The sequence below is a fragment of the Citrobacter sp. ANG330 genome, from assembly GCF_047467925.1.
In the GTDB taxonomy this organism is placed as follows: Bacteria; Pseudomonadota; Gammaproteobacteria; order Enterobacterales; family Enterobacteriaceae; genus Citrobacter_A; species Citrobacter_A amalonaticus_G.
This window is the reverse complement of sequence record NZ_JASJUI010000001.1, coordinates 547,702-574,120: the sequence shown is the minus strand read 5'-3', so window position 1 is coordinate 574,120 and position 26,419 is coordinate 547,702. Positions and strand designations below refer to the sequence as shown.

Here is a 26,419-nt window from a genome sequence, read left to right as displayed (position 1 = left end):
ATAGATATTTACTAAAAACCGACAGTTGTTGTCGCTGAGGAATCCAGAAGATGGGGCAATTTTTTGCTTACGCGACGGCATTCGCCGTAAAGGGGAATGACCATGTCGCATAACGCTACTCCAAAAACTTCTCGCGTGGAATTGCGTAAAACGCTTACGCTGATTCCGGTTGTCATGATGGGCCTTGCCTATATGCAGCCGATGACGCTGTTCGATACGTTTGGTATCGTTTCAGGCCTCACTGACGGTCACGTTGCAACGGCATATGCCTTTGCGCTGGTCGCTATTCTCTTTACTGCGTTGAGCTACGGTAAACTGGTTCGCCGTTTTCCGTCTGCTGGCTCGGCGTATACCTATGCTCAGAAATCCATCAGCCCGACAGTCGGCTTTATGGTGGGTTGGTCATCCCTGCTGGACTACCTGTTCATGCCGATGATCAACATTCTGCTGGCTAAAATTTACTTTGAAGCGCTGGTGCCGTCTGTACCGTCGTGGATCTTTGTTGTCGCGCTGGTGGCCTTTATGACCATCTCTAACCTGCGCAGCATCAAAACCGTGGCAAACTTCAATACGCTGATTGTGATCCTGCAAATGGGTATTGTGGCGGTCATTGTTGGCCTCATCATTCACGGTGTTACGAATGGTGAAGGTGCGGGTACGCTGACCAGTACGCGTCCGTTCTGGTCGGAAGACGCACACGTGGTGCCAATGATCACTGGCGCAACGATTCTGTGCTTCTCGTTCCTGGGCTTTGACGGTATCTCTTCGCTGTCAGAAGAGACCAAAGATGCAGAGCGCGTGATCCCGAAGGCTATCTTCCTGACTGCGCTGATTGGCGGTCTGGTGTTTATCGGCGCCTCTTACTTTCTGCAACTGTATTTCCCGGATATCTCTCGCTTTAAGGATCCGGATGCGTCTCAGCCGGAAATCATGCTGTACGTGGCGGGTAAAACCTTCCAGTGGGGCGTGCTGATTTTCTCCAGCGTCACCGTCCTGGCGTCTGGTATGGCCGCACACGCCGGTGTCTCTCGTCTGATGTATGTGATGGGTCGTGACGGCGTATTCCCGACTCGCTTCTTCGGTTACATTCATCCGAAGTGGCGTACCCCGGCATGGAACGTACTGCTGGTGGGGGCAATTGCCCTGATGGCGATTGAATTCGACCTGGTGACGGCGACGGCGCTGATTAACTTCGGTGCGCTGGTGGCGTTTACTTTCGTGAACCTGTCTGTGATTTCACAGTTTTGGATCCGTGAAAAACGCAACAAGACGCTGAAAGACCACTTCAACTATCTGGTGCTGCCGGTTTGTGGCGCGCTGACCGTGGGCGCGCTGTGGATTAACCTGGAAGAAAGCTCTATGGTTCTGGGCCTGATCTGGGCCGGTATCGGGCTGGTGTATCTGGCTTGCGTGACCAAAAGCTTCCGCAACCCGGTGCCGCAGTACGAAGATATCGCACAGTAATTCGTAAAATTTGTAGACCCGGTAAGCGAAGCGTTACCGGGCAGGAAGCCGGAGTTTACCCTCCGGCTTTTTTTATGTTGTTGGTTTATTTCCTGTCATTATTCATAACTATTCGTTCTAAATTAGAGAATTTGGTTATTGGTTCCCCGCCGCGTGGTCAGGAATAATTTCCTGATGGATATTCTTCAGGCTAACTAATTTATGTTTTCAATGATTTTAAGCGGCGTGATCTGCGGCGCACTGCTGGGCTTTGTGATGCAGCGTGGTCGATTCTGTCTGACCGGCGGTTTCCGTGACATGTATATCGCCAAAAACAACCGCATGTTCTATGCGTTGCTGATCGCGATTTGCGTGCAGAGCATCGGGGCTTTTGCGCTGATCCAGGCCGGGGTGATCCGTTATGACGCCGGGGCATTCCCGTGGCTCGGTACCGTTGTCGGTGGCTATATCTTCGGGATTGGGATCGTCTATGCGGGTGGTTGTGCCACCGGAACCTGGTATCGTGCGGGTGAGGGCTTAATTGGTAGTTGGATCGCGCTGGCAACCTACATGGTGATGAGTGCGGTGATGCGTTCGCCTCATGCCAGCGGTTTGAACCAGACGCTAAAAACGTACAGCACGGAGCACAACTCCATTGCTGACACGCTGAACCTCTCCGTCTGGCCGCTGATTGCCGTCCTGCTGGTGGTGACGCTCTGGGTCGTCAGTAAAGAGCTGAAAAAGCCAAAGCTGAAAGTCGCCTCTTTACCGCCGCGTCGTACCGGGCTTGCACATATTCTGTTTGAAAAACGCTGGCATCCGTTCGTGACGGCGGTACTGATTGGCCTTATCGCGCTGCTGGCCTGGCCGCTGAGCGAAGCCACCGGGCGGATGTTTGGGCTCGGGATCACCTCGCCGACAGCTAACATTTTGCAGTTCCTGGTGGCGGGAGACAGCAAATTCCTCAACTGGGGCGTGTTCCTGGTGCTGGGTATTTTCCTCGGCTCGTTCATCGCGGCAAAAGCCAGTCGTGAATTCCGCGTGCGGGCCGCCGATGCAGCAACCACGTTGCGCAGCGGCTTCGGTGGCTTACTGATGGGGTTCGGCGCCAGTATTGCCGGTGGCTGCTCTATCGGTAATGGGCTGGTGATGACGGCGATGATGACCTGGCAGGGCTGGATTGGCCTGGTATTTATGATCCTCGGCGTCTGGACCGCGTCGTGGATTGTGTTTGTTCGACCGCAGCGTAAAGCCCGTCTGGCAACCGCTGCGGCAAATTAAGCGTAAGGATTAATGATGGCGATTAAAAAACTGGACGTGGTCACGCAGGTTTGCCCGTTTCCACTGATTGAAGCAAAAGCCGCGCTGGCTGAAATGGCGAGCGGTGACGAACTGGTGATTGAGTTTGACTGCACCCAGGCGACCGAAGCGATCCCTCAGTGGGCGGCGGAAGAAGGGCATGCGATTACGGATTATCAGCAGGTTGGCGATGCCGCCTGGAGCATCACCGTTCAGAAAGCGTGATAACAGGCCCTCCGCCGTGGCGCGGAGGGCGAATCTCAGACGATCTCTTCCGCGTACTGCCACAGCGCCTTCAGCAGCGTCTGCTTCTCTTTATCATCCGCATATTCCTGATACAACATCTGCAACTCGTCGGCGTAGCGCTGTAAATATTCCGGCGTAAAGACCTGGCGGCGATGTTCCAGCCAGCGCTGTTGCTCTGCTTCATCCAGCGTGCCGGGGTAATTACGCGCCCGGTAGTTGAACAGCAGTTTCTCAATACGTGGATCGACAAAGGTAATATCCAGCGCCGGCAGGTTTTGCGGATCGGTTTCCAGCACTATCTTCATTGCCGCACGGTCAGCATCGCTAAAGAAGCCGTTATAAAGTTGGGCATCAACGTTGTCGGACGGCGTGAATGGTTCGGCTTCGGCAAAGATGGCGACCACTTTGTCACGCACCTGCGGATTTTCACGCAGAACTTTCAGATTATCGAGACAGTGCTGGCGATTAATCCCCAGACGATCGGCATCTTGCGGGCGCAGCGTGTTCGCCTGTGCCAGCACCGGGCATTTGTTGATATGTACCAGCTTCAGCGGCACGGCGGCGTTATCGCCCAGATCGGCTTTGGCGGTGTACAGACGTTCACGCAGGGTGTCGCTGTCCAGTTCCAGCAGCGGCGAAATATCCCCGGCTAAATCCACCATAATCACCGCGTTACGGTTATCCGGATGCCACGCCAGCGGCGCAACCCAACTGGTGTTGCCGCGCCATGCGCCAAACATGCCGGAGACATGCACCAGCGGCTTCATTTGCGGCACATCAATCAACGCGGCCAGCTTGTGTTTGCTACGGTGTGTATAGAGATACTCAAACAGACGCGGCTGCTGTGCCTTCACCCGTTGTGCCATCGCAATGGTGGCGTACACATCCGCCATCGCATCGTGCGCATTGCTGTGTTCGATACCGTTCGCTTTCGTCAGATGCTCCAGGCGAAAACTGGGAAGACCCTCGTCATTTTCCGGCCAGTTGATGCCTTCCGGGCGAAGGGCGTAGCAGGCACGCATCACATCGAGCAGATCCCAGCGCGAATTATCATGCTGCCAGCTCCAGGCATAAGGATCGTAGAAGTTGCGATACAGTACGTTACGAGTGACTTCGTCGTCGAAACGTACGTTGTTGTAACCGATGATGCAGGTGTTGGGCACGGTAAACAGCGCGTGGATCCGCGCAGCAAACGCAGCTTCATTCTCGCCTTTCTCACGCGCTTCCTGGGGGGTTATCCCGGTGACCATCACCGCGCCTGGCTGGGGCAAATAGTCGTCCGCCGGTTTGCAGTAAAAGACCTCAGGCTCGCCGATGACGTTGAACTCGCTGTCGGTCCGCAGGGCGGCAAATTGCGCAGGCCTGTCGAGCGCCGGATGCGTGCCAAAGGTTTCGTAATCGTGAAAGAGAAAGGTGGGTTGCTGCTTGCCGTCATTCATAAATAAGTGGGTTCCGTGACTTCTGGTTACGCGCTGCCTCGACAGCACAGAGTAGCAAAGTTCGGCGAGGTAATCAGCCAGACCCGCAGAGAAGAAACAAAGAAAGTGAGTGAGGATAAGTTGCGGTGGATCAATCAGACAGGAGATAACGTGCTGTAAGTCACATTTCCTTGCAATTAATCCCTGTTCGTTTATCAAGAATTCCGTAAAAAGGACGGCTCTTTTGTATACCTGAGGACATGCTGTTGAAACCCCGTCTGTTTATTGCCGCTTCTTTACTCGCGATGCATCTCTCTTCTGCCCTTGCTGCCGGTACGGCTGACTTTGCGCCACCACCACCGGTCATCGAAGCCAGCTCCTGGGTGCTAATGGATTACACTACGGGGCAAATTCTCACGGCGGGTAATGAGCATCAGCAGCGCAATCCTGCCAGCCTGACCAAGCTGATGACCGGTTACGTGGTCGATCGCGCCATTGACAGCCATCGCATCACACCCGATGACATCGTGACGGTGGGGCGCGACGCGTGGGCAAAGGATAATCCGGTTTTTGTTGGCTCTTCGCTGATGTTCCTGAAGGAAGGCGATCGGGTTTCCGTGCGCGATTTAAGCCGTGGGCTGATTGTTGATTCCGGTAACGACGCCTGCGTAGCGCTGGCGGATTACATCGCCGGTGGGCAGCCGCAGTTTGTCGCGATGATGAATAATTACGTGAAGAAGCTCAATCTGCAGGATACCCATTTTGAAACGGTTCACGGTCTGGATGCACCCGGCCAGCACAGTTCAGCTTACGATCTGGCGGTATTGTCGCGGGCGATCATTCACGGTGAGCCGGCGTTTTATCACATGTACAGTGAGAAAAGCCTCACCTGGAACGGCATTACCCAGCAAAACCGTAACGGACTGCTGTGGGACAAAACCCTGAACGTGGATGGGCTGAAAACCGGGCACACCTCAGGCGCGGGGTTCAATTTGATTGCTTCTGCGGTGGACGGTCAGCGCCGGCTGATTGCCGTGGTGATGGGGGCGAATAGCCCAAAAGGGCGCGAGGATCAGGCACGCAAACTGCTGCGCTGGGGACAACAACATTTCGACACGGTGCAAATCCTGCGCAGCGGAAAACAGGTTGGGATGGAGCGCATCTGGTACGGCGATAAAGAGAACATCGCGTTGGGTACGGAACACGATTTCTGGATGGCCCTGCCGAAGGCGGAACTGCCGAACATCAAAGCGAAGTACATTCTGGATAAGAAGGAACTGGAAGCCCCACTTGCCGCGCATCAACGGGTCGGGGAAATTGAACTCTACGACCGCGACAAACTGGTCGCCCACTGGCCTCTGGTGACGCTGGAGGCGGTGGGTAAGGGCGGCGTTTTCTCCCGTCTGAGTGATTATTTTCATCATAAAGCCTGACGATTTCTGGCAGGAGACTGGCAGGAATTCGGCTCTGCTCACATAATAATCACAAATTTCTTGTGGCTTTTATTTGGGCGTAGTTACACTGTATATAAATACAGTGTAACAATGGAGGCAACATGAACTACGAGATCAGAAACGCAGAGAAGCGCACCGTTGCAGGTTTCCACCTGGTGGGCCCGTGGGAGCAAACGGTGAAACAAGGCTTCGATCAGCTGATGATGTGGGTGGATGGCAAACAGGTTGTGGCGCAGGAGTGGATCGCCGTTTACTTCGACAATCCGGATGAAGTGCCCGCCGAAAAATTGCGCTGTAGTACGGTCGTTTCTGTGCCCGCTGATTTTGTCATACCGGAAAACAGCGAAGGCGTGACGCTCAGCGAAATCGAAGGCGGTCAATATGCGACGGCGGTTGCGCGCGTCGACAATAATGATTTTGCGACGCCGTGGAATCTGTTTTTCAATAGCCTGATGCAGGACAAGTCATATGAAATGGCGTGCAAACCCTGCTTTGAAGTCTATCTGAATAACGGTTGCGAGGACGGTTACTGGGATATCGAGATGTATATTGCAGTGCAACCTGCCATGAAGTAAGCATAAAACCAGGCGGACCGGCGATGAGCGACTACGCTTAGCGAGATGGCCTGTCCGCCACAGTGATCTTCTGTGCGGAAAAACAGGTACAATCTGCTTTTGTCTTTGCCTGACGGAGTGCATAAGTGCGTGCCGACAAGTCACTGAGTCCATTTGAGATCCGCCTGTATCGCCATTACCGCGTTGTGCATGGTATTCGCATCGCGCTGGCGTTCATCCTGACCTTTTTACTTGTTCGCCTGTTTGACATTCCGGAAGGGACATGGCCCTTGATTACTCTGGTGGTGATCATGGGGCCCATTTCGTTCTGGGGGAACGTGGTTCCCCGTGCGTATGAGCGGATTGGCGGTACGATCCTCGGGTCTGTTCTGGGTCTGGTGGCGCTGCGTCTTGAGCTATTCTCATTGCCGCTGATGCTGCTCTGGTGTGCGGTGGCCATGTTTCTGTGCGGATGGCTCGCGTTAGGGAAAAAACCGTATCAGGCGCTCTTGATTGGCATCACGCTGGCCGTTGTGGTGGGCGCGCCCGCTGGCGATATGGAGACCGCACTCTGGCGCGGTGGCGATGTCATTCTGGGTTCGCTCCTCGCGATGCTGTTCACCGGCATCTGGCCGCAGCGCGCCTTCATTCACTGGCGCATCCAACTGGCACACTGCGTGACGGCCTATAACCGGGTGTATCAGGCTGCGCTATCGCCCAATTTACTCGAACGCCCGCGTCTGGAAAAACATCTGCAACAGTTGCTGAGCGACGTGGTGAAAATGCGTGGCCTTATTACGCCGGCGAGCAAAGAGACACGTATCCAAAAATCCATTTTCGAAGCCATTCAGACCATCAATCGCAATCTGGTCTGCATGCTCGAATTGCAGATCAATGCGCTGTGGGCGACCCGTGAAAGCCATTTCGTCATGCTCAACGCCCATACGCTGCGGGAAACACAGCAAATAACCCAGCAGGCGCTCCTGACGATTGCCCATGCGCTGTTTGAAGGTAATCCGCAGCCGATTCTCGCGAACAGCGAAAAACTGAACGAGACCGTTAACGAGCTGCGCACGCTGATCCGTCAGCACGATGAGCACAATGTGGCTGAAACGCCGATTCATGGCTATGTCTGGCTAAGCCTGGAAACCGCCCGTCAACTGGAGCTGCTGTCGCATCTTATCTGCCGCGCACTGCGCAAATAAAAAGCGGATAAGGAGAATACGACGGGGTTGCTTCGATTCAGCAAGGAATAAGGGTATGATGGCGATAAGAATGAAGCCATTGTCATTTGTGGCTACGAAAAGTAATGTTAGCCCTATCGTTTAAACGAATCCGACTCTCACATTATTAGGGGTGTAAAAATGGAAACTACCAAGCCATCTTTCCAGGACGTGCTGGAATTTGTCCGTCTGTTCCGTCGTAAAAACAAACTGCAGCGTGAAATCCAGGACGTTGAGAAAAAGATCCGTGATAACCAGAAACGTGTTCTGCTGCTGGACAACCTGAGCGATTATATTAAGCCGGGCATGAGCGTTGAAGCTATTCAGGGCATCATCGCCAGCATGAAAAGCGACTATGAAGATCGCGTGGATGACTACATCATCAAAAATGCGGAGATCTCCAAAGAACGTCGCGACATCTCCAAAAAGCTGAAAGCGATGGGCGAAATGAAAAACGGCGACGCGAAAGCAGAGTAACGTTTTGCCCGCAGTGAGGATCCGTTATGCGATCCTCACTGAGGTTGTACGCCACCGCTGACCATCCGCAATAAGTGCTGTTCCGGCCAGTGTTCGGTCAGTTGGTTTCTCGTCAGTAGCCACTTAACGTACTCCACATCGTGTCGCTGCCTGTCGAGCATCAGTCCGACGACGCTGCCGCTGTGCGCCACGTTCACGCCGTATAAATCACACTCTTCAACCAGCGACAATAGCGCGTCGAAATCCGGTTTCGGCAACAGCATCTGGCTGGCGATGGCGCTCAGCGTCGCGGCTTCTCCCATCCGATAAGGATTCTGCTGCGCACAGGCTTCCTGCACTTTTTCCCATGCTCGCTTCAGCGCAGGCGCGCCAGCCTGCAAACCGGCTTGCCGGGGAATGCGGTGATAATCTGCGGTGCGTAAGGTTTGCGGGCTTTCCAGCACGAGGAGATCAAGCGCTGGTTGAGAATGACAGGGAATTTGCGTTGACGCGTCGTTGTGGTCAAACAGCGTCAGTTGCTGAAAAACGGTGCTGTCAGTGGGTTCCAGCGAGACGCAAAGCTGCGCGAGCGTAGTTTCATCCAGTTCATGGCCCAGATGATGCGCGGTGGCGACGGCGGTCGCGGCGATATCCGCTGTACTGCTGGCCATGCCTTTGGCAATAGGAATGGTTGAATGGATCGAAACACGGATATCCTGGCTCAGGTGAGCGGGGTAGTCCCAGTGTGCAAGAAGTTGGTTAACCATCGCCCGTGAAAGAGGGCGCTCATCGGCTAAAGGGGAACCGGTACTGACCTCAACGGTGCTGTACCAGTCAACCGGGCAGGAGACCAGTTTCTCGCTGCCCATAATCCAGCCCTGAATAAGTTCTCCGCACGATGCGGGGCACTGCGCAACAGCCACGTTATCACCTTTCTGCTCAGCAATCCTGGGCGCATAGTGTCATGGCGATTGCGCTATTACCATGATTTGCCGCAATTTGCGCGGTGCGAACTCAGGCCGACACGGCTAAAGTTTCTGATTCTGCGAGAGCAATCCGCATCACGTCCTGGGCTATCATCAACTCTTCGTTGGTATTGATCACCGCTACTTTAACGAGTGCGTTTTCCGCCTGAATAAAAGTTGCATTCCGTTGGTTTTTCTCTTCGTCTACGATAAGCCCGAGGAAGTGCAGATTCTGGCAGATAGCCGCTCTGGCGCGGGCCGAGTTTTCTCCGATTCCCCCGGTAAACACCAGCGCATCCAGCCCCCCCATCTGCATGATATAGCTGCCAATCGTGGCGCGTATACGCTCCGCAAACAGCGACAGAGCGAGCGTTGCGCGAGGATTTCCGTTGTCGGCGGCCTGCTCAACGTCACGATAATCATGCGAGACGCCTGAAACGCCAAGCAGCCCGGATTCATTGTTCAGCAGATGGTTGAGTTGCTGCGGTGTTTTGCCTTCACGCTGAGCAACCCACGGCAATATGGACGGGTCGATATCCCCGCTGCGGGTACCCATCATCACGCCAGACTGCGGGGTGAAGCCCATTGAGGTATTAACCGACTTGCCGCCTTTAATTGCGCAAATACTGCTGCCGTTGCCCAGATGGCAACACACCACCCGCAATGCGCTGAGCGGTACGCCAAGCTTTTCGGCGAGCGTCGCGCTGACGTACTTATGGCTGGTGCCGTGAAAACCATAGCGGCGGATACCAAACTCAGCGTAATACCGCCACGGAAGTGGATAGATATAGGCAGGTTCTTCCAGCGTTTGATGAAACGCGGTATCGAACACGGCAACCGAGGGCACATCGGGTAGCATCTGGCGAAACACGTTGATGCCGAGCAGGTTTACCGGGTTATGCAAGGGCGCCAGTTCGGCAAGACGCTCAATTTCCGCCAGCGATTCATCGGTCACGCGTACAGAATCTTTAAATGCTTCCCCGCCATGCGCCACACGATGGCCGACACCCTCGATATCCTGCAGGCTGGTGATAATACCGTGGCTGATCAGCATTTCGAGAAGCAGGGTCACCGCCTCGCGGTGATCGGCAACCGGCGTGGTTTGCTGCCATTTTTGATCCTGCGCTTTCAGGGTGATCCCGGCATCCGGCAGGCCGATGCGTTCAATCAGCCCCTGGCACAGCAAATCGCCCTGAGGCATGTCGAGTAACTGAAATTTAAGGGACGAGCTGCCCGCGTTGATCGCCATTATTTTGTGAGACATGAAGGTTCCTTTTTATTCAGAAAGGCAAACAGTTCATCGAGTCCGGACGCGTTGACGGCGCTGGTTACGAACACACGTTGTGCGCCAGCCTGTTCCAGCCAACCGCTGACCTGCGCAATTTTCTGCGGGTCCGCTAAATCTGATTTGGTCACAACGCCGAACGCCGGTCTGTTCATTGGTGCTGTAAAACCGGGGGAGAAAGGTGACCACTGCGCATCGCTATTGAGCACCAGTGCAATGACATCCGCCTCGCAGGCGCTTGCCAGCAGTGCGCTGTACAGGCAGCGGTTTTCCAGATATTCGCCCGGCGTGTCGATGGTTTCGGCAGACCAGACGATTGCCTGTGTTTTCTGATAATCGAGAGCCTCGCCGCGCAGACACTGGGTCAGCGAGGTCTTGCCGCACTGGCTGGGGCCAATTAACATCATGCGTTGCATCACATTACGTCCGCGTGATGGAACAGGTTGTAAAACGCATCATTTCGCCAAGCGTGCGTGTGACCTGTTTCAGGGCGTATTCCACCGCCGAGACGTCGCCGGTCAACACCACCGCACCGGTGAAGCGGTCAAGAAAGCCAATCTCGACCGCGCCAGATTTTGTCGCGATGTCACAGGCAATAATGGACGCTTCACTTGGCGTGATGGTGAGAATGCCAATCGCCGAGACGCTGTCCTGTAATCCCAGTTTCCTGAACAAATCTTTGCCAGGGTTCGCAATCAGATGCGCCAGCGTCACCTGTTTTCCCGGTACGTACTCCTGGATCATGCGATCCGTAGTCGGTTGTCTTTCCATCATCCCTCCACCATCTGACGCCACATCGCTTCGTGCGGGCGTGGGATCACTGAACGATAAACCAGCAGACCTTTTTCACCTGCGCTTTCACTGGCAACTGTGACTGCGTTGTTGACGTCGGAGACATCACCCGCGACCACCATGTAACATTTGCCACCAATGCCGAACGCCATATGAACGCGAACGAGCGTAACGTTGGACGCCTTCACTGCCCGGTCAGCCGCGCTGATGCACGCGGCAACGCTCCAGGTTTCAACAATGCCTACCGCCTGGCGTTTATCCACGCTGTTCAGGCCGCTGATTGCCGGAAGGACGCTGGCGTGAATATTGGGTAACACCAGACTGTCGACCAGCATCTCGCCAGCGAGCGCATTTCCGGTTTCGATCGCCTGTTGTACTGCGCCGACGTCGCCGCCCAGCATGAGCAGGAATTTACCCGGACAAATGGTTTTGCTGACCAGCAGATCCACATTGGCGCTTTTCAGCATGGCATCGCCCGCTTCCATCCCTTTGGCAATGCTGGTGAGTTCTAAAATACCTATGGCCTGAGACATGGTTAACCTCTTACAACGATGATGGCCTGATCTGTAACCTCACAGACAATGCCGTCAATACTGGCGTGAACAGGCGCGCCGAGCGCACCTTGCGGAATTTCAGCAACACACTGACCACGCGTGACGCGCTCGCCTTTCTGAACGCAAGGCACCGCGCTGGCACCGATGTGCTGGCGCAGCAGCAGCGTCGTTTTCTCAACAACGGGCTCGCTGTCGACTAGCGGCGCTTCCCGATACCACGGCGTTAATCCCAGTTTGGCGATGAGTCGTTTTACCGGCACCAGACGGTATTTCGCCATCTCATCGGCCGGATTGAGCGGCCCTTCGTAGCGCTGATTCTGTGCGCGCAACTCGCGCTTCAGCATGCGGTTAATCCGCATCGGCGAAATCCCTACCGGACAGGCCACACTTTCACAGACGTTACATTCAGAACAGGTGAGGGCGCTGAGCAGCAACTGTGGCGTGGCAGCCTGATGGAAATTGACCGCACGCACCAGCAGGTGCGGAGAGAGTTCGTGACCAATGAGATGCCTCGGGCAGAGATCGGTACACAGGCGACACTGTTCGCAAACCGTTCTCGCCACCGACAGCACGGTACGTTCATCTTGCATACGCCGCTGAATTAACGGATGTGATTTCGGCAGAACCAGCAGCCCGCCAGTGGTTTTCGTGACCGGCGCGTCCAGTGACGTCACCAGGCTTCCCATCATCGGTCCGCCGTTGATAAACCCGGGATCGTCGATGGTTGCGCCGCCCGCCATTTCCAGCACCTCGCGCAGGGACATACCGACGGGGACGGTGACGGTCTGTGGACGAGCAACGGCGCCGTTGATAGTGAGCGTGCGACGCGTCACGGGATAGTGCTGTTCGACCGCACGGGCGATATTCAGTACGGTCTGTACGTTGTTGACCACCACGCCCACGCTGACCGGCAGGGCAGCGGGGGGCACGCGGCGACCGGTCGCCATCCAGATTGTCAGCACTTCATCGCCCGCCGGATAGACGTCAGGCAGAATGTGCAGTCTGATCGCCGGAGGCAAAAGCGGCGTTAACGCTGCAATCGCAGGTTGATACTTTTCTTTCAGGGCGATGATCCCTTCGCGAGCACCGGTGGCCTTCATCGCGTACTGGACGCCGCGAATCAGACGCGCTGCCTGCTGCGCCATGAGTTGCTGATCGACTTTCAGCATCGGCTCACATTCGGCAGCATTAACCAGGAAAATCTCTACCTGAGCCTGCAGTTTGACATACGTCGGAAAGCCGGCGCCGCCAGCGCCGACGATGCCCGCTTCGCGAACGTGATCAACGATAGTCTGCGCATCAAGGGGAGTGAGCGCATCATTCAGGGCGGTATTCATAACAACTCCTCAAGCAGTTCCTGAATGGCTCCGGCATCTGCTGCTCTGGGGTTGGTTTTTAGCGTCACGTCCGCCAGCGCCGCCTGAGCCATTGCCGGAATGCGTATTGACCAGTCCTGTTTCTGTTCCTTAAGCGCAACGGTGAGGGTTGGAATAGCGCACGCTTTTTTCAGTTGCTCGATGTGCTGCACCAGCGCATTCACGCTCGCCGTATCATTGGCGTTGTCAGCACATAAATGACAGGCTTTCGCGAACCGGGCGTAGCGTTTAACTGCCCGCGGATCGTGCGCGTTGAAGCGGATCACCGACGCCAGTAGCAGGGCATTCGCCAGACCGTGGGGCAGATGGAACTGGCCGCCTAACTGATGAGCGATAGCGTGGTTTAATCCCAGTCCTGCCTGGCTGAATGCCATCCCCGCCAGCGTAGAAGCGTTGTGCATTTTGCCGCGTGTAGCGAGACAGTCACCTTTACGGACGGCAACAGGCAGATACTGGAAGACAATCTGAGCGGCTTTCTCCGCGAGCGCGTCGGTAAAGTCATTGGCGCGTGTGGACACGTAGGCTTCCAGCGCGTGCGTTAACACATCCATTCCGGTATTGGCGGTAATGGCGGGTGGGACGCTGACGACCAGCATCGGATCAAGGATCGCCATGTCCGGGTAGAGCGCGTTATTGAACAGCGGATATTTAATGCCTTTCTCCGGATCGCTTATCACGCAGGCGCTGGTCACTTCCGACCCGGTTCCGCTGGTGGTCGGGATCGCCACACAGGTTTCAATATCAGTATCAAACTGACGGCTGAACCAGACGATGGCCTTCGCCGCATCCAGCGCGGAGCCGCCGCCGAAACCGATCACCACGTCGGGGCGCAGGGACTGCATTTGTGCAATCCCCTGAACCACGGTTCCAATGGTCGGGTCTGGGGTGATCTCGCTGAAGACGCTGACCCGGTTATTCTCCGGTATCGCCTCGCGCAGCGTATCAATCAGCGGCGAACGGGCGAGAAAACCATCGCAGATAATCCAGATATGCTTATTCGTAAAACGGCCAAGTACCTTCAGGCTTCCAGGGCCGCTGTACAAACGGGTTTGCAGTGAAAAGGTATTCATCACAACCTCATTAGCGGATTGAGAAACCATTAGTCAGCACACAGCGGCGTGAGCGGGCAAACGTGCGCGCCGACGTTGTCCCTTCACCGGTCGGTGTAGCGATAGTGAAGGTGGTAAATCCTTCGCCGCCGACGCCGATTCCCGCATAGGAGGGGCCGTTTTTAACGAAAATAGAGGTCTGCAGAGTTCGTGCGGCCAGGTTCAGACGAGACACATTCTGCGAATGCATGATGGCGGTGTGGTGTAATCCTTCTTCCACTTTCAGCGCCAGCGACAGCGCAGCGTCAAAATCTTTCACCTTCACCACAGGCAGCATCGGCATTAACTGCTCGCTGGTTACCCAACTGTCGTCTGCGCTGACGACGCCCGTCAGCAGGCGCGGTGCTTTTGCCGGAACCGGAATGCCGGCGGCTTCAAGCATGGCGCAAGGACTTTTACCGACCAGTTTCTTATTGGCTACACCCTCTGGCAGGCAGGCCGCGCGCAATTTTTCGATATCTGTCGGATTCAGCAGCAGCGCGCCGAAACTTTGCATCTGCTGGATCAGTTGTTCAGCGACGGATTCCACCACAATCAGGCTTTTTTCCGCGATGCACGGCAGGTTGTAGTCGAAAGAAGCACCATTAATAATATCTTCCGCCGCCTTTACAATGTCTGCCGTCTCATCAACGATGCAGGGAGGGTTTCCCGCGCCTGCACCAATCACTTTTTTCCCGCTCTTCATGCCCATTGCCACAATGCCAGGGCCGCCGGTAATCGCCAGTACGGCAATTTTCGGATGCGCCATCATTTGCTGAGTGGCTTCAAACGTCGGTTCGGCAACGGTTACCACCAGATTGCGAATACCGCAGCTGCGAAACGCGATATCTTCAATCATGGCGATAAGCTTCAGTGATACCGCCTTCGCACCCGGATGCGGGCTGAAATAGACGCTGTTGCCCGCCGCCAGCATGCTGATGCTATTGTTGATAATGGTCTCTGTCGGGTTAGTACTGGGGGCGACGGAACCAATCACGCCAAACGGAGAATATTCAAACAGCACCATGCCGCCATCACCGGTGAGCGCGGTGGTGGTCAGGTCTTCGATGCCAGGGGTATTGTCCAGCGCCGCTTTGTTTTTGAGGAATTTGTCCTCTTTGTTACCCATTCCGGTTTCAGCGGCACTCTCTGCCGCCAGCGCAGCCAGCTGTGGCGTGAGCTCTTCACGAATGGCGCTGATTATGGCGCTGCGCGTTTTCAGCGGTGATTGCTGATAACGCAAGAACGCCTGGTGGGCAGCCTCAACTGCTTCACCAACAGACTGAAAGATTCCGTTTCCTTTGATCTCAGTTTTCGCAGGAGACAGTTGTTCACTTAAAATTGTGCGGATGAGGGTTTCCAGTTCAGTCGTATTCATTGATGTGTTCTCACGTTTATTGCCGCAATGGCGGTCTGTGCAATGTCCATGTCCTGTTCAACGCTTCCGCCGCTGATACCAAGACCCCCAATAAGCAGTCCATCACGCCATAGCGCGTAGCCACCACCAAAGGTGACGACTTTTCCCTGCATATGACTTTCCAGCCCGTACAACGGCGCACCGGGTTGAACCACCGACGCCAGTTCATGGGTCGCGGTTTTCATCGCCACGGCGGTCCAGGCTTTTTTCGGCGCCAGTTCGCTACTGACCAGCAAAGCGTCCGGCATCCGCCAGGTGACGGCTTCTGTGCCGTGGGCATCAACAATGCTGACGACTACCGGGACGTTTAAGGCTTGCGCCCGCTCGACGGCGGCGCGGGTTAGCTGATGAAGATCGCCAAAGGAGAGCGACATTGCGGATTCCTTTTTGACAGGGGCGTGACTCGCTGCCAGATAGCGCTTCGTCACTTCCCGGATAATCGTGTCCTGATGAGCGTCGTGATCTTCCGCGCGCGCCAGTGCGTACAGGCAATCTGACAGGCGGTTGATATAGCGCATCAGTACATGCCTGACGGAAACCTCGGCCGAGAGCTCAACCAGACGGCGTTCAGCCCGGCGTGCCAGCGTACGGGCAAAATGCAGGCGGCTTGCGGCTTCGCAGCGGCCAGGCAGAATGAAACTTCGCAAAGGTGCGACACGTCCCATCGCGGTGTCGATAGCCGCTTCCAGCGCGGCAATTTCCTCAGAGCTGATGTAGCGCTGATCCGGCGACGGCTGTTCGCTTTCGCTGGCAAGCTCGGCACTGAACCAGAAAATTTGCAGTTGTATGGCCTCCAGCAGCGCGCGATGCTGCGCGTTACGGGTGGCACAGCCGCACAGACTCAGCGCGGCGTTGAGTTCATCGAGCGTGCCATATGCTTCCACGCGGGGGTGTGTTTTACTGACGCGCTGTCCGGTAAAGAGCGCCGTGGTGCCTGCGTCGCCGGTGCGGGTATAAATCGCCATAACGCCTCCTTAGCGAGAAAGCGTGTCGACAATGCCGACAACGGCCAGGTCGATGGCCTCATTCGGCCCGGAAAAAACATGTCTGGCGCTGGAGCCGCTACTCAGGAGCACCAGCTCACCGATACCTGCGCCAACGGAGTCAACGGCGACTTCATCGCCTGCCGTTGGGTTCGCCGGCAGCTCACCGTCGGCACTGACCCGGCGCACCAGCAGAAGTTTTTTACCAACCAACGAGGGCGATTTTTGCGTGGATACCACCGCGCCTGTAACACGTGCCAGATGCATGGTTCACTCCTGCTTAATGAATTGAATGTGGCGTGCACTCGCGGTCTCGCGAGCCAGCGCGGTAACAACACATTTGCGACGCAGCACCAGCCACCCTGCGGGTAACCGGGCAACATCGGCATAACTTAACAGTCGGGTGGGGTGCAGCATGATCGGCTGCCCCTGTTCGTCGCAGAGAATCAGCGGCAGTCGGGCCAGTTTTTTCACCGGTACGGCGGGCAGTAACCGACGTTGCAGTGTGAGTTGGACCCGTAGGCCAAATGCCAGCGCCTCATGGATCATGACGGCGTCGGCATGTGACGAATCGTTGTTGGCGATCTGCTCCAGCAGGGGCAGATCGACCTGTAAAACATGCACAGAGGCATACTGAGAAAACAGGGCGCGGGGCGGTGTTTCCCGCAGTTGCGCGACGCTCAGCGTGACGGTGCTTTGCGCACGACGCTGCAGGCGGGAGACCACCTCCTCGACGATTCGCTGCAACCGATCGCCGTTCATCGCGGCGTTACCAGTGTGACGAAAGCATTGGGATCATCTGCCCCGGCGGCATTGGCCTCGTCGGTATCAATATGCATCTCCAGACGCATGTCGGGGGAGACGCGTACCGCAACGTTATCGAAGATCAGCCGACGTTCGGTGCCCTCAATGGCGACACTGACGCTATCGCCGTGAGCAACGCGCAGGATCAGCGCGTCCAGCGGCGACATATGAATGTGGCGCTGGGCGACGATCACCCCGGAAGGCAGTTCGATTTCAGCAAAGGGGCTCACCAGGCGAATCCCCGGCGTACCGTTGAGATTACCGGACATTCGCAACGGTGCGGCGATGCCCAGCGTCCTGGCATCCGTGCGCGAAATCTCCACCTGGCTGGTGCTACGCAGCGGCCCCAGCAGGCGGACATTTTTCAGTTGACCTTTTGGCCCCGCTAACGTGACAGTTTGCTCAGCCGCATACTGCCCCGGTTGCAGAAGCCCTTTTTTTTCACTAATCGGATGACCCGGGAAAAGCCGGGCATAATCCTCAGCGCTAAGGTGGATATGACGGTTGGAAACGCCCAGTGGAATAGGGCGATCCCGCAAGGCATTCAGCACTTTGCTGACCGTCGTTTCCAGAAGTTGCTTATCCATTACGCTTAACCTCGTTTACCTGAATGCAGGCAGAGCGACCGGGGTTCGCCTTTCTGGCGCTTACAGGCCGGATCCAGACATAAATTGCAGCTGATAATCCCGTCTTCAGGCGCCGCTTCCGGTGCAGACTCTTCTACAACGACTTCAGTTTCAGGTTCTTCAATGGGGGCGGGCACGGGCTCAGGTACAGACACCGTTACGGGGGTCGGTACAGGCGCCGGAGTGGCAGCCATCGCACGAGAGAGAATGCCCTCGCCGGGTCTGGCGATCACTTTATGCGCGACCAGGCCATCTTGCTGTTCGGCGAGATGAGCACCGGTGATGATGGCCGACTGTACTGATGCCACATCACCGGCGATCTTGATCACCGTCCAGCCTGAACCGTTGGTTTTTTCAAGGCCAACCAGCGTGATGGAAGCCGCTTTCGCCATGGCATCTGCGCAACAGATGGCTAATGCCAGACCACTAACTTCGAGTAATCCCAGTGATTGCTTCACGCTGTGCTCCTTTTCGATAATGCTCAGGCCGATTTCGGTAAAATAGCCTCAACGTCGCTGTGCGGACGCGGGATAACGTGGCTGGATTTCACCTCACCTACGACGCTTGCTGCCGCGCAGCCAGCATCGACGGCGGCCTTAACGGCGCCGACGTCACCGCGAACCATGACAGTAACCAGGCCGGAGCCGATTTTTTCGTAACCGACCAGTTGCACGTTGGCGGATTTCACCATGGCATCTGCGGCTTCAATCGCGCCGACCAACCCTTTTGTTTCAACCAGACCCAGTGCGTTATTCATACTGCAATTCTCCTGTGGATTAAGCATTGAGATCCCGGAAGGGGATCCCTTTGACTAACCTTGCCGCGTTGTTTCCAGTACTTCGCCGGTCAAGGCTGTTTTGGCGATACGTCAGCGTAAAAAGCGGCGCTGAAGTGGGTAAATTCTTGTAGTGCACGACCAGGGTTGCTTCGTTGCAGGCGATGCCGACCAGCAGCGGAGACTGGCGGGCAGCCTGCCATGCGCTCTGAACGACTTCTCCCGTCGCCTGGTGTTGGATCACAAACGGAATGCCTTCCTCTTCAATACCGAGCAGCACCTCTTTCCAGACCGAAAGGCAGTCGCCGATAGTCGAAATGACAATGGCAGGCGTGGTGACGCTACTGTCCATGGGCAAACTCCTTGTGCCAGGAAAGGATGAGACCTGTCGCCACCGCGTTTCGTGGGCCTTCGGTGCCGCGAATGTTTCCGCGTCCGGCCACCAGGCGATAATGCGCGAGGGCGTCCGTCACTAGTTGCGGGACTTCAAAGTCCAGCGAGGAGCCGCCGACCAGAACGACAAACGGAATATCGCGGATATTGCCCGTCGGGCTGACCTGCCGCAGTGCGCGCAGGGCGTTGGTGACAAATACGCGCTCTTTGGCGCTACGGCGAATGGCGCGAACTTTCTCCAGCGCGAGATCGCCGGGCAGGGGCACCAGTTCATCCGGTTTTACCACGCAGACGCGGGCAAACACCGCAGGGGGAAGGGCTGTCGGGAAGAACTGAACGCTGCCGTCTTCGTGACGCAGATGGAACAGGCTTTCGACCTTGGCTAACGGATATTTTTTGATCTCTTCCGCCAGATAGCGGTCATCAAGTCCCAGCTCCCGGGCGATGATCATGGTGACCATGTCACCAGCCCCGGCGAGGTGTGTGGCAATAATTTCGCCTTTGGGATTGATAATGGAGGCGTCAGTCGAGCCCGCGCCTAAGTCCAGAATCGCCAGTGGGCGCGTGGTGCCTGGCGTGGTGAGCGCGCCCAGAATCGCCGCTTCAGCTTCTGCGCCGCCGACCTGAACGTCCACGCTCAGCTTTTCTTTGATTTCGCTGGCGATCATCGCCATCTGCAGACGGTCTGACTTCACCATTGAGGCGATGCCGACGGCCTGTTCCAGAGAAAACTCACCGGCCAGTCCGCCGGTGACGCTGACCGGAACGGAGGTATCCACGGCCAGCAAATCCTGGATAAAAATTTCGTTACTTGGCTTATTGGTCAGTTCCGCCATCGTCTGGCGTACATGTTCCAACATGCCGCCAATATTGGTGCCCGCTTCACCGATGACGTTGTCCAGTTTCGGGCACTCGCCGACCGCTTTCATAATGGCATCGGCACCCGCGGCGACATCGACGCGTAGCGTTCGTCCCTGTGACTGCAGTTCAATGTTTCCGGCAGGAATGGCGCGTGCTTTAACATCGCCAGACGGGGTTTTCACCACCACGGCGGAACGGTTGCCAATCAGCGCCCGCGCCATCGGAACAATGTTTTTGGTCTCGTCCGCATTGAGATTAAACACGGTTGCAATGCCATATGGGTTAGAGAGTGTTTCAATCACTTTGCCTGGCACGGCAACTTCAATGGCGGCTAACATGCCCAACGGTATGCGATCGATGTACAGCACTTCGTCAACAATAGGCAGTGGCTTTTCCAGTCGGTTGCTGACCAGTACGCCATCGTCCTGTTGCAAAATGACACCGGTTAACTGATAACCGGCACGAACAGAGGCGTTAATCATGGTGGCGACATCAGCGAAATCGAAAGCTGATGACACCACCAGGATGAAAGGGGTATCCGCCGGTCGGGTGAGTAACTCTTCCGGCGTGATAGTGATCCCCACCCCCAGACCGACGCCGCCCGGTGTTTTCGGGTTATGACCGATCATGGTGGATTCGGTGATGATGGTTTCCGTGATGGTTTCCATCGCGACATCACCAATCACCGGGGTGGCTTCGTTGATACGGATAAGCGAGATATCGCTGACATTGATGCCTGCGTTGTTAGCCGCAAGCGTGAGCGCCTCCTGAATCCCAAACACATTACGCAATGTGCCTTTTATCCCGGTGGTTTCCGCCAGCGCGCTACCGGTAATGGTGAGCGCGCCAGCGTCATCCAGCGTCGCCAGCGCGACTTCTGTGGATGAGTTGCCGATATCAATGCCAGCTATATATCTCATGACCCTTCCTTAGTCGTCGCCTTTCAGTTTCTTACGCTCGACGTACAACACCGCAGCTTCACGAACAAACGCGGCGCAGATTTTGGCCTGATAGCGATTTTCAAGATCGTCCGCAATTGCGAGCAGTTCTTCTTTCGTAGAACGGTAAGGTCGCAGGGCGTTATAGATCTCAAGAATGCGATCGTCCGGTACTGCCGTCAGTTCCGCGGCACGTTCAAAGTTCATGGCCAGGCGATCACGGCCGGCATCTTTGGCGATAGCCGCCTGAATGCGCAGCGTTTCCGGCGTGATGCGCATATCCTGCGCGGTCACTTTGTTGCTCAGAACGTTTTCGAGGGTGAACTCATCCAGCGTTTTGTTGGTGGCCGTTTTGACCCACTCAGGGTGCTTACTGGCGAGCGGATAGTCGGTCACTTTTGCGGTCTGGGTCGTACTGCCCGAAGCTGCTGCCGGGGCTGATGTGTCGCCCTGCAGACTGTTCATGCGGCTCAACACATCCCGTACCATCGATTCGATTGCATCGGTATTCATAAAGGGATCCTTATTAAAGCGCCACGCGCAGTTCCTGCGGGTTTTTGCCCGTCACGACGTACTTCGTCTCTTTAATGTGCAAGATGGCGGATTTAGCCTGATATTTCGGACGTGCCATCTGATCGTTCAATGTAGGAACCGGCTGCGGTGACTCACGCTTGGCATAACGCGCAGCGTTTTTCCCAATCTGGCGATAGGTTTCCAGCGTCAGCAGCGGGGCCTGCGGAAACAGCTCCAGGTTGGAGAGCGGCGGCAGTCCCTGTTGGTGGATGACCGTCGTGCCTTTTGACTGAATACCGATAGAGATGCCGGAGCCGCTCAGACGGTTGCCTTCAACGGCCACGAACGCCACATCGGAGGATTTAAAGCAGCGAATCACACGCGCTTTAATACCTTCCTCTTCAATCCCGGCAATCACTTCGCGCAGAATGTTTTTATGCGGCAGACCGACGATGTTCACGGTCTGAGAGAGGCCAAATGCCGGGCCGACAGCAATGATCACTTCATCCTGTTGCGTGCCCTGTTTCGCCTCGCCAATTTCTGTCAGAAAACTTTCACCGACCTGTGCTGCAGGCGCGGCTGGCGTTCCTGGCGCGCGAAACGAGACGGGCTTATCGCTGGTCTGCATTTCGGACAGCACGTCTTCGATAATCTGGCGCAGCAATTTTTCATTAATTTCCATTGTTCACCCCTTAGCCAAGCTCGTTGGGATCAAGTGCGCCAGGGATGTTTTTAATTTCTTCCCAGCGTTCGCCTTGCAGGCGATAACCTGTTGCCGGACCGGCATAATCGTTGACGTCATTGACCGCCGAGAGCACTTGTCCGTCGCCGACGATAATGGCGGAGGTATGCAGATAGTCCCCGGTTAACTTGGCTTTCTGGATGTTGAGCATGTCCTGCGCGACATCGGTAAAGCCACCCTGAGCCAGCGCTTTCACCACTTCCAGGCCGTTACGGTTTTTGTTGATGATTTCCTGCGCAAACTTGATGTCTTCAACGATGTTACGTTCAGGCATATCTTTTGAGCCGTGTGCGTAGGTTGCGGCTTCGACTTCTTCATCCGTAATCGGCGGCAGGCCCATGCCAGCGAAAACCGCCTGCAGCGCGCGTGCAGCTTTGTTACGGATGGCGATAACGTCCTCTTCACGTACTGGACGCAGACCACCGTCCACTTTCAGGTCACGCTGGATGACGTTGTAGTCATCGAAGTCTTCCGCATCTTCGTTAGAGCCTGCGAACATGTTGTCGTAGTTCGGCACGGCGGAATAACCGGAAGAGATAAAGTCGGTACCCGGCAGGAACTGCATCAGCAGACGCGCGGTACGACGCATGTCGGAGTGGGTGAAGGTCTGGTCGTTACTGGAAGCGCATTCCAGATCCAGTGATGAACAGATCAGGTTTTCTGCCAGTACCGCACGGATCCCTGACGGCACTGCGGACGGAACGCCGATGCAGCTTACGGAGCCATTTTGCAAACCCTGTACGCCTGCCGCTTTGGTGATGTAAATGCAGCGCGCTTCCAGATAGAGCATGGATTTGCCTTCGGCATAGCCCATCTGCACTTCGGAACCTGAACCGGAAGTGAAGCGCATTTTCAAACCACGGGAGGCATAAGAAGAGGCGAGGAAACCTTTTGACCACGGCGTATCATCGCCGTCAGTAAAGACGGGTTCGGTACCGTAGACGGAAATGGTTTCAGCGTAGCAGGTGTGTCCCAGCATACCGAGCTTCAGTTCGGTCGCTTCTTCCAGTGAACACTGGGTTAACACGCCGGGGCGACCCACCTGGGAACCGACGAGTAGCGCAATGGCGTTGAATGGGGCATAGCGCGCCACGGCCACGGTGGTCTCTTGCTCGTCAAACCCGCGCCATGCGCCTTCTGCGGCATCGGCAGCAATCTGCACCGGGTTATCTTTGACGTTGGTGACGTGGGCTTGTTGAGACGGCGTGCGACGCGCGCGCATCTTTTGCATCGCCATCATCATCTCAACCACGTTCATGTGCGAAACCACTTCGACGATTTTTGCCGGCGTCATTGCCGTGGTCAACGGTACGATATCGCTGCGTTTTACATTCGGATCGCACAGCATGTTGGCGAGCTTAACAGAGTCCATCGCCATCACTTCTTCCGCACGTGCCAGGTTAATACCGTAGCGGGCGATGAAGTGATCAATCAGGTCAAACTGGCTGACCGATTTGCCATCGAGTTCGGTGACGGCGCCGTTAACGATTTTTATCGACGGCTTAGGATCGTTCGGGCTTTCCATCGCAATGAAGCCTTCTTCGATCCACTCCTTAACGAATCCGTCCTGATTGACAGGGCGTTTCGCCAGTGCTTCAAATCTTTTCGATCTCATGAATGAGCCTCACGGAGTTCAGATGTAGGACGGGCGATCGTTTTTCGGTTCAGCACCGAGGGTCGCAAGAACGGTTTTACCGATTTCTCGCGCTGAGATAACCGCCTGACGCACTGCGCCAGAGTCACCGGAGATCACCAGGATCGCTTCGTTACTGAAGCTGGTACCATGCGCCGGAGAGCTATAAGCCACAACTTCAACGTTTGCGGCTTTCAGGGCGGTATCTGCCATCAACACGCCGACGGAAGCCGGCGCGCCGACAATTACGCCGCAGGCACGGCCAACCGGCGCACCAAAGGCTTTTTCCAGCGCGTAACTGGCGCGCGCGGTGTACTGCAGTTCGATGTGTCCGGCTTCGTTGCCATACACATCACCAAAGGTGCGATCGAGTTCTTTCAGCGCTACTTCAATTCCGCGTTTGACGTCAGAAACGTCGTTACCGCCGATAATGATGAGCGAACCGTGGCCCGCGCCACCTTTGGTATCGCGTGGGAGTTCAATACTCACCACTTCGGTATTGGTGGCTTTGACCGCTTCGTCAGCCGCCATAATGTGCGGACCCGCGCCGGTACGCGCGCCCAGGATGCCAATGGAGCGATAGCGCTTCTCAAGCTTCATTGCTTCCAACAGGGCACTGTCCACGTTTGCAATCACCAGACCTACGGTGTCGCCAATCGCCGTGCCAACAAATTCCGTTAAACTGCAGCTCTTCTCTGCCATAGCCGTCTCTCGTTTTGGATGGGTTTTATCAGGGATACCCGCTTGATCAGGCTTTGCCACACGGGCAATGACCTGCGCCATGATCTGTTCAACCAGTTCATTGCTGCTCATGGGTTAATTCCCTTCGGTAAGATTTTTTCAACATCGGTATGAGGGCGTGGAATCACGTGTACGGCTTTCACTTCCCCCACGTTGCGCGCAGCAGCAGCGCCAGCATCGGTCGCCGCTTTTACGGCACCGACATCACCGCGAACGATGACGGTTACCAGCCCTGAGCCAATTTTTTCGTAGCCGACCAACATGACATTGGCTGACTTCACCATGGCATCTGCGGCCTCTATGGCGGCAGTTAAGCCCCTGGTTTCTACCATTCCTAATGCTTCTTGTTGCATAAAGACCTCGCCTGGGTTTGTCCCGATACTCATGACTATAAAAAGAAGCGAGGAAAAAGAATGGCTGACTTATCAGTCAGGGCGAAAAATTAGTGGGCTGCGAATGTGACAAACTTGCCTTGTTGTATTTTATCTTGCTGTTTTTATTGGTTTTGATAATTTTAACGGATGTGATATTTTGGTTTTTGCTATTCCATATTTACATTTTTGAGGGTGACAGTATTAATTTAATTTGTTATGCGAGAAAATCGATTTGTGACATTGATTGGAAAAGAAGAATCTGCAAATAACGAAATTTTATTATTCTGAATCGTCCTGGTTAATTACATTCAGGCACTCTGTGCGCTGCCTCTGAATAAATGAATGGCAAGAAATTGCTATAACAACACGATTTTTCCAGGCCTTAACCTGTTCAGTTTGCCAACAATTTTCAGCGACCTCTTTCTATAGTAGGTAGCGTTGTACTCTACGACCAGCAAGGGTCCGCTGGTAAGGACACGAACGCTTCTAAGAAGGTGTCACAATGAATGATTCACTGAAAGCGCAATGCATTGCCGAGTTTTTGGGTACCGGGTTATTTTTGTTTTTTGGTATCGGCTGCCTTAGCGCACTGAAAGTCGCAGGCGCCAGTCTGGGTCTCTGGGAAATTTGTATCATTTGGGGTCTGGGAATTTCGCTTGCGGTTTATCTGACTGCCGGGATTTCCGGAGCGCACCTGAACCCGGCAATCACGGTTGCACTCTGGTTGTTTGCCTGCTTCCCGGGACGTAAAGTCCTGCCTTACACCATCGCGCAGGTTGCGGGGGCGTTTGGCGGTGCGGTGCTGGCTTATCTGCTTTACGGCAATTTATTCATCGAGTATGAAACTGCCCACAATATGGTTCGCGGCAGCGCAGATAGCCTCTATCTGGCCAGTATTTTCAGTACCTATCCGGCGGCCGCGCTGAGCGTGTGGCAGGCGGCAGGGGTCGAAATCGTCATCACCTCTATCCTGATGGGGTTGATTATGGCGCTGACCGACGATGGCAACGGTGTGCCTAAAGGGCCGCTGGCGCCGCTGCTGATCGGTATTCTGGTGGCGGTGATTGGGGCTTCCACTGGCCCATTAACAGGGTTTGCCATGAACCCGGCACGTGATTTTGGCCCTAAACTGTTCGCGTGGATGGCGGGCTGGGGCGATATCGCAATGACAGGCGGACGTGATATTCCGTACTTTATTGTGCCGATCATTGCGCCAGTGATTGGCGCTTGTGCTGGGGCCGCTGTCTATAAGTATCTCATTGGCAAAAATTTGCCCTGCAATACCTGTAAAATTGAAGAGTCGGACGCGTAATTCCAACGCGCCGGGCTATTATCACGTCTTTAATTTTTATTTCGTGATCTGCTTTCACGAACTGACTAAAAAGTCTCCCCACTCCGGGAGACTTTTGTTATTGTCCCTTCTACTTTCTGTCATTTACAGGGATAGGGATGATAAAAAGTAAATG

31 protein-coding genes are annotated in these 26,419 nt (G+C 55.3%); 9 read left to right on the top strand and 22 right to left on the bottom strand.

The genetic code is table 11. The features are described 5' to 3' along the window. Positions 1 to 50 precede the first annotated feature (50 nt). The 4 genes from yoeI (at position 51) to tsuB (ending at position 2,967) form a co-directional block, all read left to right on the top strand. Positions 51 to 113, top strand: coding sequence for a membrane protein YoeI (gene yoeI / locus QNN88_RS02980; RefSeq protein WP_099433339.1), 63 nt, complete (start codon positions 51 to 53; stop codon positions 111 to 113). Next, on the top strand, positions 103 to 1,464 hold the full coding sequence (locus QNN88_RS02975; RefSeq protein WP_414238898.1) for an APC family permease: 1,362 nt from the start codon (positions 103 to 105) through the stop codon (positions 1,462 to 1,464). The genes yoeI and QNN88_RS02975 overlap by 11 nt, the downstream gene beginning before the upstream one ends. 201 nt (positions 1,465 to 1,665) lie before the next feature. After that, complete coding sequence (gene tsuA, locus QNN88_RS02970; protein ID WP_414238897.1) at positions 1,666 to 2,724, top strand: thiosulfate utilization transporter TsuA/YeeE; 1,059 nt, start codon at positions 1,666 to 1,668, stop codon at positions 2,722 to 2,724. Positions 2,725 to 2,739: 15 nt separating this feature from the next. Beyond that, a complete protein-coding gene (gene tsuB, locus QNN88_RS02965; protein ID WP_000985275.1) occupies positions 2,740 to 2,967 on the top strand; it encodes a thiosulfate utilization sulfurtransferase TsuB/YeeD in 228 nt (75 codons plus the stop codon). A gap of 35 nt (positions 2,968 to 3,002) precedes the next feature. Here the strand turns inward: tsuB and sbcB are convergent, their stop codons facing one another. After that, on the bottom strand, positions 3,003 to 4,427 hold the full coding sequence (gene sbcB, locus QNN88_RS02960) for an exodeoxyribonuclease I (protein WP_414238896.1): 1,425 nt from the start codon (positions 4,425 to 4,427) through the stop codon (positions 3,003 to 3,005). Positions 4,428 to 4,666: 239 nt separating this feature from the next. Between sbcB and dacD the strand changes: the two genes are divergently transcribed. From dacD to QNN88_RS02940, 4 genes are all read left to right on the top strand, one after another. Beyond that, positions 4,667 to 5,839 carry a serine-type D-Ala-D-Ala carboxypeptidase DacD gene (dacD, locus tag QNN88_RS02955; protein ID WP_414238895.1) on the top strand — a complete coding sequence of 391 codons (1,173 nt, stop codon included), beginning with the start codon at positions 4,667 to 4,669 and terminating at the stop codon, positions 5,837 to 5,839. Between the two features lie 122 nt (positions 5,840 to 5,961). Further along, positions 5,962 to 6,435 (top strand): DNA gyrase inhibitor SbmC, encoded by a 474-nt coding sequence (gene sbmC, locus QNN88_RS02950; RefSeq protein ID WP_414238894.1) that lies wholly within the window; start codon positions 5,962 to 5,964, stop codon positions 6,433 to 6,435. A 125-nt stretch (positions 6,436 to 6,560) separates the two neighbouring features. After that, the gene (locus QNN88_RS02945) at positions 6,561 to 7,619 is read left to right on the top strand and encodes an FUSC family protein (RefSeq protein WP_414238893.1); all 1,059 of its coding nucleotides are present in this window, start codon (positions 6,561 to 6,563) and stop codon (positions 7,617 to 7,619) included. Positions 7,620 to 7,778: 159 nt separating this feature from the next. After that, on the top strand, positions 7,779 to 8,114 hold the full coding sequence (locus QNN88_RS02940) for a DUF496 family protein (protein ID WP_042318175.1): 336 nt from the start codon (positions 7,779 to 7,781) through the stop codon (positions 8,112 to 8,114). A gap of 35 nt (positions 8,115 to 8,149) precedes the next feature. Here the strand turns inward: QNN88_RS02940 and QNN88_RS02935 are convergent, their stop codons facing one another. From QNN88_RS02935 to pduA, 21 genes are all read right to left on the bottom strand, one after another. After that, positions 8,150 to 9,016, bottom strand: a complete 867-nt coding sequence (locus tag QNN88_RS02935) for an L-threonine kinase (RefSeq protein ID WP_414238892.1) — start codon at positions 9,014 to 9,016, stop codon at positions 8,150 to 8,152. Positions 9,017 to 9,107: 91 nt separating this feature from the next. Beyond that, complete coding sequence (locus QNN88_RS02930; protein WP_414238891.1) at positions 9,108 to 10,322, bottom strand: acetate/propionate family kinase; 1,215 nt, start codon at positions 10,320 to 10,322, stop codon at positions 9,108 to 9,110. Beyond that, positions 10,307 to 10,759: a propanediol utilization protein PduV gene (pduV, locus tag QNN88_RS02925; RefSeq protein ID WP_414238890.1), complete on the bottom strand. Its 453-nt coding sequence runs from the start codon at positions 10,757 to 10,759 to the stop codon at positions 10,307 to 10,309. The genes QNN88_RS02930 and pduV overlap by 16 nt, the downstream gene beginning before the upstream one ends. Before the next feature lie 4 nt (positions 10,760 to 10,763). After that, entirely contained in the window at positions 10,764 to 11,114 is a 351-nt protein-coding gene (gene pduU / locus QNN88_RS02920; RefSeq protein ID WP_414239344.1) for a propanediol utilization microcompartment protein PduU, read from the bottom strand. Then, a complete protein-coding gene (pduT, locus tag QNN88_RS02915) occupies positions 11,114 to 11,668 on the bottom strand; it encodes a propanediol utilization microcompartment protein PduT (RefSeq protein WP_042318180.1) in 555 nt (184 codons plus the stop codon). Before pduT ends, pduU begins: the two co-directional genes overlap by 1 nt. A 2-nt stretch (positions 11,669 to 11,670) precedes the next feature. Beyond that, a complete protein-coding gene (locus tag QNN88_RS02910) occupies positions 11,671 to 13,026 on the bottom strand; it encodes a 4Fe-4S dicluster domain-containing protein (RefSeq protein WP_414238889.1) in 1,356 nt (451 codons plus the stop codon). Further along, positions 13,023 to 14,135, bottom strand: coding sequence for a 1-propanol dehydrogenase PduQ (locus tag QNN88_RS02905; RefSeq protein WP_414238888.1), 1,113 nt, complete (start codon positions 14,133 to 14,135; stop codon positions 13,023 to 13,025). Before QNN88_RS02905 ends, QNN88_RS02910 begins: the two co-directional genes overlap by 4 nt. A 10-nt stretch (positions 14,136 to 14,145) precedes the next feature. Further along, a complete protein-coding gene (pduP, locus tag QNN88_RS02900) occupies positions 14,146 to 15,531 on the bottom strand; it encodes a CoA-acylating propionaldehyde dehydrogenase PduP (protein WP_414238887.1) in 1,386 nt (461 codons plus the stop codon). Further along, positions 15,528 to 16,535, bottom strand: a complete 1,008-nt coding sequence (pduO, locus tag QNN88_RS02895; protein ID WP_414238886.1) for a two-domain cob(I)yrinic acid a,c-diamide adenosyltransferase PduO — start codon at positions 16,533 to 16,535, stop codon at positions 15,528 to 15,530. Before pduO ends, pduP begins: the two co-directional genes overlap by 4 nt. Positions 16,536 to 16,544: 9 nt before the next feature. Further along, a complete protein-coding gene (gene pduN, locus QNN88_RS02890; RefSeq protein ID WP_414238885.1) occupies positions 16,545 to 16,820 on the bottom strand; it encodes a propanediol utilization microcompartment protein PduN in 276 nt (91 codons plus the stop codon). Between the two features lie 3 nt (positions 16,821 to 16,823). Next, on the bottom strand, positions 16,824 to 17,315 hold the full coding sequence (gene pduM, locus QNN88_RS02885) for a microcompartment protein PduM (protein WP_414238884.1): 492 nt from the start codon (positions 17,313 to 17,315) through the stop codon (positions 16,824 to 16,826). Continuing rightward, positions 17,312 to 17,944: a phosphate propanoyltransferase gene (locus tag QNN88_RS02880; protein ID WP_414238883.1), complete on the bottom strand. Its 633-nt coding sequence runs from the start codon at positions 17,942 to 17,944 to the stop codon at positions 17,312 to 17,314. The genes pduM and QNN88_RS02880 overlap by 4 nt, the downstream gene beginning before the upstream one ends. A 5-nt stretch (positions 17,945 to 17,949) precedes the next feature. After that, positions 17,950 to 18,441: a BMC domain-containing protein gene (locus QNN88_RS02875; protein ID WP_414238882.1), complete on the bottom strand. Its 492-nt coding sequence runs from the start codon at positions 18,439 to 18,441 to the stop codon at positions 17,950 to 17,952. A 23-nt stretch (positions 18,442 to 18,464) separates the two neighbouring features. Further along, positions 18,465 to 18,740, bottom strand: a complete 276-nt coding sequence (gene pduJ, locus QNN88_RS02870; RefSeq protein WP_042318188.1) for a propanediol utilization microcompartment protein PduJ — start codon at positions 18,738 to 18,740, stop codon at positions 18,465 to 18,467. A gap of 19 nt (positions 18,741 to 18,759) precedes the next feature. Next, positions 18,760 to 19,110: a glycerol dehydratase reactivase beta/small subunit family protein gene (locus tag QNN88_RS02865; RefSeq protein WP_414238881.1), complete on the bottom strand. Its 351-nt coding sequence runs from the start codon at positions 19,108 to 19,110 to the stop codon at positions 18,760 to 18,762. Continuing rightward, positions 19,100 to 20,932, bottom strand: coding sequence for a diol dehydratase reactivase subunit alpha (locus tag QNN88_RS02860; protein ID WP_414238880.1), 1,833 nt, complete (start codon positions 20,930 to 20,932; stop codon positions 19,100 to 19,102). Before QNN88_RS02860 ends, QNN88_RS02865 begins: the two co-directional genes overlap by 11 nt. Positions 20,933 to 20,941: 9 nt before the next feature. After that, positions 20,942 to 21,463: a propanediol dehydratase small subunit PduE gene (gene pduE / locus QNN88_RS02855; RefSeq protein ID WP_414238879.1), complete on the bottom strand. Its 522-nt coding sequence runs from the start codon at positions 21,461 to 21,463 to the stop codon at positions 20,942 to 20,944. 13 nt (positions 21,464 to 21,476) lie between these two features. Then, positions 21,477 to 22,145: a propanediol dehydratase medium subunit PduD gene (pduD, locus tag QNN88_RS02850; protein ID WP_414238878.1), complete on the bottom strand. Its 669-nt coding sequence runs from the start codon at positions 22,143 to 22,145 to the stop codon at positions 21,477 to 21,479. A 10-nt stretch (positions 22,146 to 22,155) separates the two neighbouring features. Next, complete coding sequence (gene pduC / locus QNN88_RS02845) at positions 22,156 to 23,820, bottom strand: propanediol dehydratase large subunit PduC (protein ID WP_414238877.1); 1,665 nt, start codon at positions 23,818 to 23,820, stop codon at positions 22,156 to 22,158. A gap of 18 nt (positions 23,821 to 23,838) precedes the next feature. Then, a complete protein-coding gene (pduB, locus tag QNN88_RS02840) occupies positions 23,839 to 24,651 on the bottom strand; it encodes a propanediol utilization microcompartment protein PduB (RefSeq protein WP_414238876.1) in 813 nt (270 codons plus the stop codon). Beyond that, positions 24,648 to 24,932, bottom strand: coding sequence for a propanediol utilization microcompartment protein PduA (gene pduA / locus QNN88_RS02835; RefSeq protein ID WP_414238875.1), 285 nt, complete (start codon positions 24,930 to 24,932; stop codon positions 24,648 to 24,650). The genes pduB and pduA overlap by 4 nt, the downstream gene beginning before the upstream one ends. A 523-nt stretch (positions 24,933 to 25,455) precedes the next feature. Between pduA and pduF the strand changes: the two genes are divergently transcribed. Further along, positions 25,456 to 26,265, top strand: coding sequence for a propanediol diffusion facilitator PduF (pduF, locus tag QNN88_RS02830; protein ID WP_414238874.1), 810 nt, complete (start codon positions 25,456 to 25,458; stop codon positions 26,263 to 26,265). The last annotated feature ends 154 nt before the right edge of the window (positions 26,266 to 26,419 follow it).

What these genes read in the sequence shown, in the direction of transcription:
- QNN88_RS02865 (WP_414238881.1), bottom strand. Translation starts at nt 19,110, where the DNA reads ATGGACAGTAGCGTCACCACGCCTGCCATTGTCATTTCGACTATCGGC.
- pduM (WP_414238884.1), bottom strand. Translation starts at nt 17,315, where the DNA reads ATGAACGGCGATCGGTTGCAGCGAATCGTCGAGGAGGTGGTCTCCCGC.
- pduE (WP_414238879.1), bottom strand. Translation starts at nt 21,463, where the DNA reads ATGAATACCGATGCAATCGAATCGATGGTACGGGATGTGTTGAGCCGC.
- QNN88_RS02880 (WP_414238883.1), bottom strand. Translation starts at nt 17,944, where the DNA reads ATGGATAAGCAACTTCTGGAAACGACGGTCAGCAAAGTGCTGAATGCC.
- tsuA (WP_414238897.1), top strand. Translation starts at nt 1,666, where the DNA reads ATGTTTTCAATGATTTTAAGCGGCGTGATCTGCGGCGCACTGCTGGGC.
- pduV (WP_414238890.1), bottom strand. Translation starts at nt 10,759, where the DNA reads ATGCAACGCATGATGTTAATTGGCCCCAGCCAGTGCGGCAAGACCTCG.
- pduC (WP_414238877.1), bottom strand. Translation starts at nt 23,820, where the DNA reads ATGAGATCGAAAAGATTTGAAGCACTGGCGAAACGCCCTGTCAATCAG.
- pduJ (WP_042318188.1), bottom strand. Translation starts at nt 18,740, where the DNA reads ATGAATAACGCACTGGGTCTGGTTGAAACAAAAGGGTTGGTCGGCGCG.
- pduP (WP_414238887.1), bottom strand. Translation starts at nt 15,531, where the DNA reads ATGAATACGACTGAACTGGAAACCCTCATCCGCACAATTTTAAGTGAA.
- QNN88_RS02930 (WP_414238891.1), bottom strand. Translation starts at nt 10,322, where the DNA reads ATGTCTCACAAAATAATGGCGATCAACGCGGGCAGCTCGTCCCTTAAA.
- sbcB (WP_414238896.1), bottom strand. Translation starts at nt 4,427, where the DNA reads ATGAATGACGGCAAGCAGCAACCCACCTTTCTCTTTCACGATTACGAA.
- QNN88_RS02860 (WP_414238880.1), bottom strand. Translation starts at nt 20,932, where the DNA reads ATGAGATATATAGCTGGCATTGATATCGGCAACTCATCCACAGAAGTC.
- pduD (WP_414238878.1), bottom strand. Translation starts at nt 22,145, where the DNA reads ATGGAAATTAATGAAAAATTGCTGCGCCAGATTATCGAAGACGTGCTG.
- QNN88_RS02910 (WP_414238889.1), bottom strand. Translation starts at nt 13,026, where the DNA reads ATGAATACCGCCCTGAATGATGCGCTCACTCCCCTTGATGCGCAGACT.
- pduU (WP_414239344.1), bottom strand. Translation starts at nt 11,114, where the DNA reads ATGGAAAGACAACCGACTACGGATCGCATGATCCAGGAGTACGTACCG.
- sbmC (WP_414238894.1), top strand. Translation starts at nt 5,962, where the DNA reads ATGAACTACGAGATCAGAAACGCAGAGAAGCGCACCGTTGCAGGTTTC.
- pduO (WP_414238886.1), bottom strand. Translation starts at nt 16,535, where the DNA reads ATGGCGATTTATACCCGCACCGGCGACGCAGGCACCACGGCGCTCTTT.
- QNN88_RS02905 (WP_414238888.1), bottom strand. Translation starts at nt 14,135, where the DNA reads ATGAATACCTTTTCACTGCAAACCCGTTTGTACAGCGGCCCTGGAAGC.
- dacD (WP_414238895.1), top strand. Translation starts at nt 4,667, where the DNA reads ATGCTGTTGAAACCCCGTCTGTTTATTGCCGCTTCTTTACTCGCGATG.
- pduT (WP_042318180.1), bottom strand. Translation starts at nt 11,668, where the DNA reads ATGTCTCAGGCCATAGGTATTTTAGAACTCACCAGCATTGCCAAAGGG.
- pduB (WP_414238876.1), bottom strand. Translation starts at nt 24,651, where the DNA reads ATGAGCAGCAATGAACTGGTTGAACAGATCATGGCGCAGGTCATTGCC.
- tsuB (WP_000985275.1), top strand. Translation starts at nt 2,740, where the DNA reads ATGGCGATTAAAAAACTGGACGTGGTCACGCAGGTTTGCCCGTTTCCA.
- pduA (WP_414238875.1), bottom strand. Translation starts at nt 24,932, where the DNA reads ATGCAACAAGAAGCATTAGGAATGGTAGAAACCAGGGGCTTAACTGCC.
- QNN88_RS02975 (WP_414238898.1), top strand. Translation starts at nt 103, where the DNA reads ATGTCGCATAACGCTACTCCAAAAACTTCTCGCGTGGAATTGCGTAAA.
- QNN88_RS02940 (WP_042318175.1), top strand. Translation starts at nt 7,779, where the DNA reads ATGGAAACTACCAAGCCATCTTTCCAGGACGTGCTGGAATTTGTCCGT.
- pduF (WP_414238874.1), top strand. Translation starts at nt 25,456, where the DNA reads ATGAATGATTCACTGAAAGCGCAATGCATTGCCGAGTTTTTGGGTACC.
- pduN (WP_414238885.1), bottom strand. Translation starts at nt 16,820, where the DNA reads ATGCATCTGGCACGTGTTACAGGCGCGGTGGTATCCACGCAAAAATCG.